This window comes from Pseudoalteromonas sp. PA2MD11 (genome assembly GCF_017808125.1).
GTDB lineage: Bacteria > Pseudomonadota > Gammaproteobacteria > Enterobacterales > Alteromonadaceae > Pseudoalteromonas > Pseudoalteromonas simplex.
Genome location: NZ_JADKNF010000003.1, coordinates 125,530 through 137,557, shown reverse-complemented (window position 1 = coordinate 137,557; position 12,028 = coordinate 125,530). Strand labels below are relative to the sequence as shown.

The following is a 12,028-nucleotide window of genomic DNA, read 5'->3' as shown; positions in this document are numbered from 1 at the left end:
ACAATGTGCGACTCCCTGCTAGCTCTAAATAATTATCCAGATATAAATAAATCTAATACATTTTGCTAAACTTACACATAAACCAAATAATCTAGACTCGTTAAATTTTTACTACTAACTGATTTCGACCACTACCTTTTGCTTCGTAGAGTGCAGCATCAGCTCTAGCTATCACTGATTTTTGCTGCTCCTCTCGCATTACTGTTAAACCAAAGCTAGCTCTAATTAATAATGAAAGCTCTCCAACTTCAAATGGTTCAGTATTCAGCTTGGAGATCATATTTTCGATTATTTTTTCAGCATCGGACACCGAACAAAGCGGTAAAACAATAACAAACTCTTCACCACCAAAACGATAAACATCATCGGAAGTGCGTAATGACTGAGTTAAGAAAGTAGAGAAAAGCTCAAGTATACCATCACCAACTTCATGGCCATGGTTATCATTGACCTGTTTAAAATAATCTATATCAGCCAAAATAACGCACACTTGCTTCATTTTTTGCTGCTGTTGCTTAGTTATCCGTTGATAGTCTTCATAACTATTATCAAAGGCTCTTCTATTCGGTAATTGAGTCAGTGCATCTTTAAATGCTTGGCTCTGCATTTCTTGCGCTAATTGACCTAGTTGCGTATTTCGAACAAAAAGTTCGCGGCGCATTAGGTGCTGATGGGCTGACATGATCATACCAGTTAAATTTACAGCTACATGCGCTAATATGACCATATATGAAGTATGGCTATTAATATCCTTGGTAAAAAAAATCACTAACAAGGCAACTACACTATATGAAAGGCCAAGAAAAGCTGACAACCTAAATGATACCAAAGTTGAAAAATAGAAAGTAATCAAAATTATTACATCGAAAAAAAGATGCAGTATGTAAGTACGCTCATAGGTATACGCCATTGATTGCATACTTAGAGATAAAAAAGCCATAAACAAAACTGTGATGTACTTAAATTGTTTTAAGCTCTTTACAAAACTAAGCCCTATTCCACCGATAATACAAATAGAAACAATAACGGTGCGACCTATCAAAGCAATGTTAGGCCAAAATTCAGCTTGAATAATCAATTCATCAAAGAACGTAACTAATGTTGTGACCAATGCAACTGTAAAACATAAAAACTGCGCGACCCTTCTATCCTGTTTAAATTTGCTTTGCAAAAATATTTGCTCGACCTGCAATGAATTAAACTGGCAAGCAAAGCGCTTTATTGTCAGATCTTTGTTTAATAACTTTGCAGCAAATGCGCCCATAAATACGTGCCTAATGAAATGAGTAACAGAGGAATGTTCAAATAAAGAGCTATTCCCCTATTATAGAATGATAGTTCATTAATTAAACTAGTCATTTTGTATAAAAATACCTCAAATTAGCCATTAAAAAGCAGGGATTAGTTACAAAGCATTAATAAAATACTCTTTATTTTTTTACCAAGCATTCTCGCCGGCCTCATCAGACTTGACTATATCGGTTTCTTTTAACGCTTCTCGAATCCATGTTTGCATGACTGGACACGCAAATACATGCTGACAATAAGCTTGTGCAGCACGCGAAAGCGTAACCTGATACGTTTTAAAGCGCAGTACCACAGGTGCAAACATTGCATCAACAATAGAGAATTCGCCAAATAACCACGCATTAGGATACCTTTGCTGTTGAGCCGAAAATATCTCATCGATACGGGCAATATCTTTTTTAGCTTGTTCTGATAATTCAACATGCCTTTTAGCGCGGATATTCATTGGCATTTCATTACGAAGTGCAGCAAAACCAGAGTGCATCTCGGCAGCTAGACTTCGCGCTTTTGCTCTTTGGGCTATTTCATCAGGCCAAGCGGCACCACTTAGATAAGCATCATTGATGTATTCACAAATAGCGAGTGAGTCCCACACAGTTAACTCAGCATCAATAAGTGCCGGCACTTTTTGCACGGGAAACGTACTTTTTAATGCTTCATAAAATTCAGGCGTATCTAGAACTAATTGTTGTTCTGTAAAAGAGATATTGAATTTACTCAGTAAATACCACGCTCGCAATGACCAAGTTGAGTAGTTTTTATTGCCAATAAATAATTGCATTGTACTTCCTTTAACGTTTAGATTGGGCTCACTATAAAACAGCAATTGGGCAATTACTCGCCAATTGTTTTTATGTTAACTATAAGAGATGCTGATACATTATGGATATTGATGCCCTCAGGACTTTTTGTGCCTTTGTTGATACAGGCAGTTTCACCCGCGCTGCAGCACAAATTTGCAGAACCCAATCTGCAGTAAGTATGCAAATGAAAAAGCTGGAACAAGACCTCGCAAGTCCGCTATTTGAAAAGCAAGGTCGTCAACTGGTGCTAACCCATCAAGGCCACCAGCTAGCAAGCTATGCAAAGCAATTGATAGCGCTTCATGATGAAGCCTTTAAGCAATTAAAAGCAGGCACTGGCAATTTACGTGTGCGCATTGGTTGTCCTGACGACTATGCTCATTCTTTACTACCAGAGCTTGTTGATGCCTTACACCAACAGTTTAATGCACTGGATTTACAAATAAGCTGCGCCCCAAGCACTGAGCTTAGAGCCAAACTAGACCAAGGTATGCTCGATTTGGTGATTGCCACTCGCTCGCCAGACAGCGAAGAAGGCTACTTATTACAATCAAGCCAAGGCGTGTGGGTGAAAAGCCCTGCTTTTGAGATTAACGATTCAACCCCACTTCCAATCGCCTTGTTTCAACGAGACTGTAAGTTTCACCTAGCCAGTATTGAGGGTCTATTAAAAACCGAGCGTCGTTTTAATATTATTGCCTGTTGTGGCTCAGCGGGAGCGTTACATGGCTTGATTGAACAGGGACTAGCAATCGGCAGTATGGCGCGAATAAGCATGCAATCGGGTGTGGAAGAGGTGAGCGACAACTCCCTACCGACACTACCTGTCATTGATATCGTCCTGCTATACGGTAATCACGGCCACAACCCTCTCAGCCATGAGCAGTTAAAACAGATTGTGGGACTGATAGCAAACACAGCCTACTCCCCTTATTAAAATTCTAACAGGCATAAAAAAGAAACAATCAACTTTACATCTGTTTTTCAATCTATTAGTGTTCCCTAAATATGCATGGATTGCTTATGAAAAAATCAATTACAAATAAAATTACCCACATCATTTTAGCCTTCTCTGCGTGTGTAATTATTTCCACAGCTATAGGTCAAGGAGACGATATGTTTAGCTGGTTCAGAAAGAAAAAAGAAGTATTTTTAAGCCCAGAAGTCAATGGTATTGTGACTGAAAATGGTCAACCTGTTGCTAACGTAGAGATAATTCGCTCATTAATCTACATAGATGAAAAAGTTCATCGCGACACTGCAATAACCGATGAAAACGGGTGCTTTCACTTTCCTAAGAAAACAATTTTATCTTCAATACCTAATAAATTGATTGCTGAGCATCGTGTTTCTCAAGAAATTTTTATTGAGAAAGGTGATGAGCTAACTCCTTTATGGGTTGCAACTCAGTCTGGGATTAATGAAATTCCAGAGTACAGTAAGAAGCTGTCATTCTTGAATTGTGAATTATCAAATCGATGGGTGCAATTTAAGTTCCCAGATAAAAGCAGTTCTAACTACAATTACTTAGCTTCAAGCATTTGTAGATGGGAAGATGACTATGTACCCACTTGGATTATTGAGAATAATGAGCCGAAGTACCGTATTCATGAAGGTGACTTCAATAAATTAACGGATAGATTTACAGGAAAGGAAATCCCAAATGAGCCATAGTATTTCACCAAGCACAGCAGCCAGTGTTGCGGCTCGTGTATATGATATTAGAAAATCAAACAAATTCAGTAATATATTCCACGAAGATTTTTTAGCGAATTTCGAAATCACCTCGAACCAAATCAAAGGCGTTAGTGGTGGCTTAATTAATCAGCTTCTTAACCGAACAACAGGATTTGCATTAACAGCACAAGGAATATCCCCACAATTTAAAGGTCATCATATTATAGGTATCCGCGGAACTGTTTTTACCTCCTGTTCTGATTGGCTAACCAATTTAAATGTAGCCATTACTCATGGACCTAAAAACTTAGAGGTGCACTCTGGTTTCGAAAAAGCATTTACCAGTATGAAGCCCATGTTTGAGGCTTATTTAAAAAGTCATAAACCTAAGTGCTTGCACCTTGTTGGGCATAGCCTTGGTGGTGCCATCGCACAACTTACGGCAATTTGGGCAAGTGAAAAAGGCATTCCTGTAAATTTATATACCTTTGGTGCGCCTCGGGTTGTTTTGAACCACTCCGTACATTCTGCCGCGCATAATATTGGCCAGTATCGCGTTACACATGGCGCAGACCCCGTCCCATGCGTGCCTGCTTGGCCGTTTAGCCATACATCTAGCGAATATCAAACGGCAATGAATGAAGGAGCATCTTTTAACATTGCGGCTCATTCCATGGAAGGAAGTTCTCCAGGGTATATCAAATCTGTTGATGTATTTAAAGACTACGCAAGCATGGAAAGCTCAATTAAGCCCCTTCACTACAACCATACTGTATTAAAGTATGATCAGCGCTTTAATGTTAGATTCTCGCTAAACTGGCAGCGAGTAATTACCAATGGCTTAATTACTTTTTTAAAGAAAACAGGACAATACGCCTTCATCTCTGCACAGGCAGGTTTAACTGTCGGGTTAACTTTTTATGATATTTTAGCCCGCTGCCTATATGAATCAGTGGTTAAATTTGTCGAGCTTACAGAAGAGTTAAAAGGGTTAATTGGCCACATGCTCGCGTTTGTTGGTAAAGCATCGTATGAAGTCAAAGAGCTTACCGCTCAATTTATTCGTTGGGTATTAGGTTTAATGATCAAAAAGCTATACATGGTAGCAAAACAGGCAATTGATCGTATTTAAGCTTCTATTGACCTTCTGCAATCAAAAACGCGGCAATATTAGAGCCGCGTTTTAAGTTTATAGTTCTTTGCTAAATCAAGTTAATCAATCGAACCTTTGATTGGTCCATGTTCGTGGCTTACATGTGGGTTTTGACCACGTTGGCGCAATAAGTGATCCATTAAGGTAATCGCCATCATCGCCTCAGCAATAGGAATTGCACGAATGCCCACACATGGGTCATGACGTCCTTTGGTGATCATCTCTACCGCTTCGTTGCTGGTATTAATGCTGTTACCCGGTATGGTAATGCTTGAGGTTGGTTTAAGTGCGATAGAGGCAATGATATCTTGCCCTGTCGAGATACCTGCAAGTACACCGCCCGCGTGATTTGATGTAAACCCGTCTGGAGTTAACTCATCACGGTGCTCAGAGCCTTTTTGCTCAACCACATCAAAGCCATCACCAATCTCAACGCCTTTTACCGCATTAATACTCATTAATGAGTGTGCAAGCTCTGCATCTAGGCGATCAAATACTGGCTCACCGAGACCAACAGGCACATTTTTAGCAACCACTTTAACTTTAGCGCCTACCGAGTCACCTTGTTTTTTTAGGTCGCGCATATATTCATCAAGCGCATCTAATTTACTCGGATCCGGGAAGAAAAATGCATTATTTTCTACTTCATCCCAGTTGTAGTCTTCTGCTTTAATTGGCCCAAGTTGGCTCAAACAAGCACGCACTTCAATACCATGAAATTGTTTTAGGTATTTTTTTGCAATTGCACCCGCCGCTACACGAATCGCCGTTTCACGGGCAGAAGAGCGACCACCACCTCGGTAATCACGAATACCGTACTTATGCCAGTAGGTATAATCACCATGACCTGGGCGAAATACATCGGCAATTTTGCCGTAATCTTTTGAACGTTGATCGGTGTTTTCAATCAGTAAACCAATGCTAGTACCTGTGGTTTTACCTTCGAATACACCTGAAAGAATTTTTACTTCGTCACTTTCGCGGCGCTGTGTTGTATAACGACTTTGCCCCGGCTTACGACGGTCTAAATCAATTTGTAAATCGGCCTCGCTAATTTCAAGACCTGCTGGTGTGCCATCAACAACGCCGCCTAATGCAACGCCGTGGCTCTCACCAAAGGTAGACACTTTAAATAGTTGCCCGATGCTATTACCTGCCATTAATTTTCCTCATTCCTAATGACTACTGAGACCGAGCCCTCAGGCTCGGCTTTTAAAACCTGCTGTTAATCTGCGAAATAGTTAACAAGTTGCTGTTTGCTGATCACAAACACGCCAAGGCCACCTTGTTCAAATTCAACCCACTCAAATGGTGCGCCAGGGTACAGCTCTTCCATATGTACCATAGAGTTACCAACTTCGACAAATAACAAACCGTTATCAGTTAGATGCTCAGCAGCTTCAGCTAGGATGGTGCGAGTAACATCAAGACCATCATGACCCGATGCTAAACCAAGCTCTGGCTCGTGATGGAATTCACGTGGTAAATCAGCCATATCTTCAGCATCAACATACGGTGGGTTAGCTACGATCAGGTCATATTTTTGACCCGGGACACCACTAAACACGTCTGACTGAATTGGCAGTACACGATCATTCAGCATGTAATCGCTAATATTAATATCAGCAACTTCGAGCGCTTCATATGAAATATCAACCGCATCGACCTGCGCATCTTCAAATGCTTGTGCAAGTGCAATAGCGATACATGCAGAGCCGGTACATAAATCAAGTATGCGCATTACTGAGCTTGGCTCTTCTAACCAAGGTGCAAAGCGATTATTAATTAACTCTGCAAATGGCGAACGTGGAATTAACACGCGCTCATCAACATAAAACGGCATACCTGCAAACCACGCGGTGTTGGTCAGGTACGGTACTGGCGTACAATCATTAATACGTTCTGCAATAAGTTCAGCTAAGCGGTTTTTCTCGGTGCTGGTTAAACGCGCATGCATAAGCTCTTTTGGCGCATCGATTGGCAAGCTTAATGCTGGTAATAGTAAGCTAACTGCTTCATCCCACGCATTATCTGTGCCGTGCCCAAAGAAAATACCACTGCTGGCAAATTGACTGGTTGTCCAACGTAACCAATCATGCAACGTTGAAAGTTCTGCAATTGCCTCGTCTAAAATTGCGTCTTCTATCTGGAAATGGTTCATGTATGTTCCTTAACTTTCAAAGTCTGTTCTGACGCGTATTGTACCGTCTTTTCAGTTGGTTTTTACTCGATTTTTAGCGTTTTTTTGTTTAGACTGCCGCCATGAAAAAAGATCCCCACGCCAACAACCACATTAGCACTGACGATATTGACTTATTTCGTCAGAGTATCAGTGGTGCCAAAGCATTTAAACAAGACACTATCCGATTCACCAATAAGCCTAAAGTGTCACAAGCGAAGCAATTTTCCCAGCAAAAAAAGCAACATCAGGCAGAATTTTTCTTTTCTGATGAATATGTACCAGACATCGACACTCATGGCACCGTAAGTTATGTCAAACCAGGTCACGATAGCTTTTTAGCAAAACAGCTTCGCCGTGGAGATTACCCACCTGATTTAACCCTTGATTTACATGGCTTAAATAAAGAATTAGCCAAAGATGAGTTGGCGGGTTTAATTCATGAGTGTAAAAAACAGCATTACTATTGCGCTTGTGTTGTGCATGGCATTGGTGAGCGCATACTTAAACACAAGGTACCGCAATATTTAGTGCAACATCCTGATGTGATTGCTATGCACCAAGCGCCTCTTGAATTTGGTGGTAAAGGTGCAGTACTTATTTTAATTAATCTTCCACAAAGTGATGAGTTCAGACGCTAACGTCTTTTTATCATAAGGTCTAAAGTGCATATTTTTTCGATTATCTTTCCACTGATTTTTATAGTGTTAAGTGGTTACATTAGCTCGCGAAGCACGTTTTTATCGAAAGAGCATATAGCAGGGTTAAGTAAGTTTACTTTTTATATCAGTGTGCCTGCTTTTCTATTTTTAAATATGGCCCAAGCCGATTTACAAAATAGTGTATCTATTGCAGGCTTTTTGAGTTTTTACATCCCGGTATTGGCCATTTACGCCCTCGGCTATGTTATTGACCGCTACCTCATTAGCAAGCAATCTGCGTCGTCACGTCATGCTGTATTTGCCCTTGGCAGTAGTTACTCAAATACGGTACTGGTAGGTTTGCCTATTATTATTGCAGCACTTGGGCAACAGATGGTCGGTATTGTATTTATGATCATCACTTTTCATAGCGCACTTTTGTTTACCCTCACCTTTTTGCTCAGCGCTAAATCGCAGCAAACATTCTCTTGGCGAGCATTTGCTAAAAACATGCTGCTCAATCCAGTCGTGTTAAGCATCAGTAGCGGCTTGGCTGTTAACCTACTTGGCTTTACACTTTTTGATGATTTTGCAAATGCCCTGAGTCTACTTGCGAAACCTGCCATTGCCTGTGCGTTATTTGTATTAGGGGCAAACCTTGCATTTTATAAAGTGGCCGACAACTTACAAGCATCACTCATTGCAACCATCATCAAGCTTTTAGTGTTACCGTGCGGGGTCTACTTTTTTGCAGGCAGCGTATTCAACCTAGAGCAATCATTACTGAACGTGTTAGTACTTTTAAGCGCCTCTCCTTTAGGGGTCAACGCTTATCTAATCGCCAATCAAATTAAGCAACACCAAGCGACACTGGCAAGTAGCGTCGTGCTTTCAACAGTATTGAGTGTAGTGAGCTTTAGTGCTTGGTTAAACGTGTTACTCTAGCTAGAAGTCATTACTAAAAATATTGAAAAAGCAGTATTTAATATATTCGCTATAATGAACTTGACTTATAATTGCACAACATCGTCTTTTAACTAATCACAAATTTATAAGCACCACTTTAGAAAGGCTTTCAGTGAAAACGATTTTACGGCATCAACGAAACTTATATAGCATTTTAATTTGCATCATTTTCGTCATTGGTTACGCATCTTATCTCACTATAAGTAATATAGTGGCTGAACAAAGTCGCTTACAACAACAGTCTATTGCCCCTGTTTTTTCATTGGTTGTCGAAGAACTCTACAAGCCTGTTCATACTGCTCAAGCCTTAGCGAGCACTGGAAGTTTAAGTAACTTACTTACTGATAGTGAACTAGACCAAGCCGCCATTCTAAACCACTTAGAACAGCTTCAGGAAAATTTAAATATGCTCGTTTTTGTAGCAAGTGAGCAACAACAAATGCAATTTAATTCTGATGGCACAACGATTGATTTACTAAAAGAGAATATCGAGTGGTATCCAAAAGTAAAAGCAATGCAAGGCGATACCGTTGCTATCTTAGGAAACCGCGAGAACGTACATTTATACGTAGATATCAAAGTTTATTCTGAGCAAGGCGACTTTTTAGGCTTTATAGGTGTAGGTAAAAGTCTTCAGTCATTTTGGGAAGCTTTTCAACAATATAAAGCTACACATGGCTACGACTTACTTTTTGTCAATAACGTTGACGAGGTGGTGCTTTCATCTCATCGAGACTTTCAAGCACAGTTTACTGATATTGTTAACTTAAATGAACTTAGTTGGTTCAAAAATGCGGCACAAGAGCTGGCCAACATGGAGAATTTGAGCAGTATCATTATCCAAATAGAGCAGGATGATCATGTTGTTACGCAATTCAACTTGCCCCAACTAGATTGGCGAGTTTTTTTAATATCGCCTATGGCTAAAAGACAAGCAGAAATTAACTATGCATTTTTCAGTCACAGCGCTCAATTGGCTGCAATTTTGTTTTTCTTATTATTGTTTATTTATGCTGCATTTGCTTATCAGCGTAAAAGTATTGAGGCAAGAATAAACATAGATCCACTCACAAAACTAGCGAATAGAGACAAAATAAACCACTGGTTTGAAGAACATACCGAAAAAGAGAATAGCCTCGCTTTAATCATGGTTGATATTGATCATTTTAAGAACATTAATGATCTGTATGGCCATAATACCGGAGATAAGGTTATTAAAGAGGTAGCAAAAATACTCAGAAGCAACTTAGGAGAGCAAGATGTTGCTAGCCGTTGGGGAGGTGAAGAATTTATTATTTTTATGCCTAACACAAGTCTATCGATTGCGAGCCAGTTAGCTGAAAAAATTAGAAAAGACATTGAGTTAAATTTATTTACCGTAAATAGTCAATCATTAAAGGTGACGGCAAGTTTCGGAGTTACTCAAGCACAAAGAGCTGAAAAACTTGAGAGCATTGTAGCTGATGCTGATAGAGCGTTGTATGAAGCAAAGCAGCAAGGCCGCAATCGTGTGCGTAAAGCTTTTTAACTTAAAGCCCACCCGATACATCGATAAAACTGCCTGTTGTGAATGAGGCTTGCTCACTTGCCAAAAAGTAAATCGCTGAGGCGACCTCTTCTGCTTCACCACCGCGCCCTAGCGGCAACTTAGATTTTAACCTATCAACTCGGTTTGCTTCACCGCCATCGCGTTGCATATCGGTATAAATACAAATACGCATTCACGCCAAGCGCTTTTTCTCATCAGCGACCTGCTCTGCACTTGCGTGATCTGACTTATAGTTAATACACACATCATAGCCATGTCTCGTAAACAGTTTTGCTGTCGCAGCCCCTATACCGCGGCCGCCTCCGGTAATAAGAACTACTGGATTCGTATTCATTCTGACTCCCTGAAAACTAACCTAAATTGCTCACACACCAACGGCATCTCAGGGTGACATTGATAGCCTGTACCTGCGAGCTCTCGTTGATAATAATCCCAATGCACACGCTGCCAGTACTCAAGGCTTTTGTCGCCCTCGCCTTCTAATGCGGCGTAATCGGCGCTTATTTGATTATATGGGGTAATAGTTACAGAGACGGTTTCAATAATGCCGAGGGGCTGTCCCTGCCAATTGGTAAAAATAGCTAAATCACCAACTTCAGGAAGGGTTTCATTATTGGCTTTAAACCAATAAAGTGAAGGGGTTGTGGCTTGTTTTACGCCATTTAAAACCAGTAATGCGCATTCATTAGCATCTTGCTCATTGTCACAAAAATGCCAACTTGGTAGTTCAGTCACTGCGCGGCCTGATTGCTCATTAAAGCGAGCAATCAACTGCGCGATACGCTGCTCGTTACTTAACAGCTGCAACGACAGAAATCTCTACAAGTAGTGCGTCACGCGCCATTTTTGCCTCAACACAAGCGCGAGCAGGCGCATGACCTTGTGGTACCCAAGCATCCCAAACTGCATTCATCTGTGCAAAGTATTCCATGCTTTTCAAGTAGATTGTGGCGCTTAGCATGTGCTCTTTGCTACTACCTGCTTCAACAAGTAGCGCTTCGACCTTATCCAGCATGGTTTGAGTTTGTTCGGTGATATCTTTTTCGGCATCGGCACAAACTTGGCCGCATAAGTAAACTGTGCCGTTATGCTTAACGATGCGGCTCATTCGGGCACCGGTTTGTAAACGTTCGATTGTCATAGTAAGAACTTAAAAAATTAACAGTGGCGCTAATTTAGCAAATCCACTGTTAGATTTCGACGTTATTTGGCGAGTGAATACTTAGGTAGTGACTGCGCTGTTTGTGTTCATCATATTCGATAACAGCAATCGCCCCGGTATTGAAAATAGGCATATGACCTGGACTTAACTGATCAACTAAATAGCTAACAATAGGCATATGAGCAACGACCAACCAAGTATTGCAGTCTGGATGCATAGCAATCAAGGTTTCGAGGTAATCAGCGGCAACTTGCGGCACACCATCAGGGGTAATGTCGTTACAGGTTTCATTAAATTGTAACGAAATATGTTGCGTAGCATCGGCAGCTGTTTGTTGAGCACGAATGTAAGGACTTACCAACAGAGCATCCGGTTTATGATGTGTTGCTAACCATTGCCCCATTCGACTAGCTTCTTGGTGACCGGTCTCGGTCAGTTGTCTTGCTGCATCATCTGCTTGCATTGGCGTAGCTTCGCCATGGCGCATGATTAAGATTGTTTTCATAAAAAATCAACCGATTAAAGAATATAAAACAGTAGCCAGTTTGCTTGATTGTTCGCTATATTAGAATATCATCACTAGATACATT

Annotated in this window: 14 protein-coding genes and 1 pseudogene; 6 read left to right on the top strand and 9 right to left on the bottom strand. The window is 40.7% G+C overall.

Going from position 1 to position 12,028, the window contains the following annotated elements:
* Positions 1 to 100: 100 nt before the first annotated feature.
* Both ISP07_RS05380 and ISP07_RS05375 read right to left on the bottom strand, forming a co-directional pair.
* Positions 101 to 1,171, bottom strand: a complete 1,071-nt coding sequence (locus ISP07_RS05380) for a GGDEF domain-containing protein (protein ID WP_209327044.1) — start codon at positions 1,169 to 1,171, stop codon at positions 101 to 103.
* A gap of 267 nt (positions 1,172 to 1,438) precedes the next feature.
* Complete coding sequence (locus ISP07_RS05375) at positions 1,439 to 2,089, bottom strand: glutathione S-transferase family protein (protein WP_209327043.1); 651 nt, start codon at positions 2,087 to 2,089, stop codon at positions 1,439 to 1,441.
* Positions 2,090 to 2,190: 101 nt separating this feature from the next.
* On the opposite strand from ISP07_RS05375, the gene ISP07_RS05370 reads away from it, so the two are divergent.
* The 3 genes from ISP07_RS05370 to ISP07_RS05360 all read left to right on the top strand — a co-directional run bounded on the left by ISP07_RS05370 (position 2,191) and on the right by ISP07_RS05360 (position 4,920).
* On the top strand, positions 2,191 to 3,048 hold the full coding sequence (locus ISP07_RS05370; RefSeq protein WP_209327042.1) for a LysR family transcriptional regulator: 858 nt from the start codon (positions 2,191 to 2,193) through the stop codon (positions 3,046 to 3,048).
* Positions 3,049 to 3,134: 86 nt separating this feature from the next.
* Entirely contained in the window at positions 3,135 to 3,785 is a 651-nt protein-coding gene (locus tag ISP07_RS05365; RefSeq protein ID WP_209327041.1) for a carboxypeptidase-like regulatory domain-containing protein, read from the top strand.
* Positions 3,775 to 4,920: a lipase family protein gene (locus ISP07_RS05360; RefSeq protein ID WP_209327040.1), complete on the top strand. Its 1,146-nt coding sequence runs from the start codon at positions 3,775 to 3,777 to the stop codon at positions 4,918 to 4,920. The genes ISP07_RS05365 and ISP07_RS05360 overlap by 11 nt, the downstream gene beginning before the upstream one ends.
* A gap of 80 nt (positions 4,921 to 5,000) precedes the next feature.
* Here the strand turns inward: ISP07_RS05360 and aroC are convergent, their stop codons facing one another.
* Positions 5,001 to 6,101, bottom strand: coding sequence for a chorismate synthase (aroC, locus tag ISP07_RS05355; RefSeq protein ID WP_062569802.1), 1,101 nt, complete (start codon positions 6,099 to 6,101; stop codon positions 5,001 to 5,003).
* A gap of 65 nt (positions 6,102 to 6,166) precedes the next feature.
* Positions 6,167 to 7,102, bottom strand: a complete 936-nt coding sequence (gene prmB, locus ISP07_RS05350) for a 50S ribosomal protein L3 N(5)-glutamine methyltransferase (protein WP_138599003.1) — start codon at positions 7,100 to 7,102, stop codon at positions 6,167 to 6,169.
* Positions 7,103 to 7,203: 101 nt separating this feature from the next.
* On the opposite strand from prmB, the gene smrB reads away from it, so the two are divergent.
* The 3 genes from smrB to ISP07_RS20685 all read left to right on the top strand — a co-directional run bounded on the left by smrB (position 7,204) and on the right by ISP07_RS20685 (position 10,255).
* Positions 7,204 to 7,761, top strand: coding sequence for an endonuclease SmrB (gene smrB / locus ISP07_RS05345; RefSeq protein WP_054562116.1), 558 nt, complete (start codon positions 7,204 to 7,206; stop codon positions 7,759 to 7,761).
* A 24-nt stretch (positions 7,762 to 7,785) separates the two neighbouring features.
* The gene (locus ISP07_RS05340) at positions 7,786 to 8,706 is read left to right on the top strand and encodes an AEC family transporter (RefSeq protein WP_209327039.1); all 921 of its coding nucleotides are present in this window, start codon (positions 7,786 to 7,788) and stop codon (positions 8,704 to 8,706) included.
* Positions 8,707 to 8,938: 232 nt separating this feature from the next.
* On the top strand, positions 8,939 to 10,255 hold the full coding sequence (locus ISP07_RS20685) for a sensor domain-containing diguanylate cyclase (protein WP_209327038.1): 1,317 nt from the start codon (positions 8,939 to 8,941) through the stop codon (positions 10,253 to 10,255).
* A 1-nt stretch (position 10,256) separates the two neighbouring features.
* Here the strand turns inward: ISP07_RS20685 and ISP07_RS20770 are convergent.
* From ISP07_RS20770 to sixA, 5 genes and pseudogenes are all read right to left on the bottom strand, one after another.
* A pseudogene (locus tag ISP07_RS20770) lies at positions 10,257 to 10,436 on the bottom strand (SDR family oxidoreductase); the annotation flags it as partial.
* A gap of 12 nt (positions 10,437 to 10,448) precedes the next feature.
* Complete coding sequence (locus ISP07_RS20765; protein WP_420706824.1) at positions 10,449 to 10,610, bottom strand: SDR family NAD(P)-dependent oxidoreductase; 162 nt, start codon at positions 10,608 to 10,610, stop codon at positions 10,449 to 10,451.
* On the bottom strand, positions 10,607 to 11,083 hold the full coding sequence (locus ISP07_RS05325) for an ASCH domain-containing protein (RefSeq protein ID WP_209327037.1): 477 nt from the start codon (positions 11,081 to 11,083) through the stop codon (positions 10,607 to 10,609). Before ISP07_RS05325 ends, ISP07_RS20765 begins: the two co-directional genes overlap by 4 nt.
* Complete coding sequence (locus ISP07_RS05320; protein WP_209327036.1) at positions 11,067 to 11,417, bottom strand: RidA family protein; 351 nt, start codon at positions 11,415 to 11,417, stop codon at positions 11,067 to 11,069. Before ISP07_RS05320 ends, ISP07_RS05325 begins: the two co-directional genes overlap by 17 nt.
* A gap of 49 nt (positions 11,418 to 11,466) precedes the next feature.
* Positions 11,467 to 11,943, bottom strand: coding sequence for a phosphohistidine phosphatase SixA (gene sixA / locus ISP07_RS05315; protein ID WP_054553202.1), 477 nt, complete (start codon positions 11,941 to 11,943; stop codon positions 11,467 to 11,469).
* Positions 11,944 to 12,028: the final 85 nt, after the last annotated feature.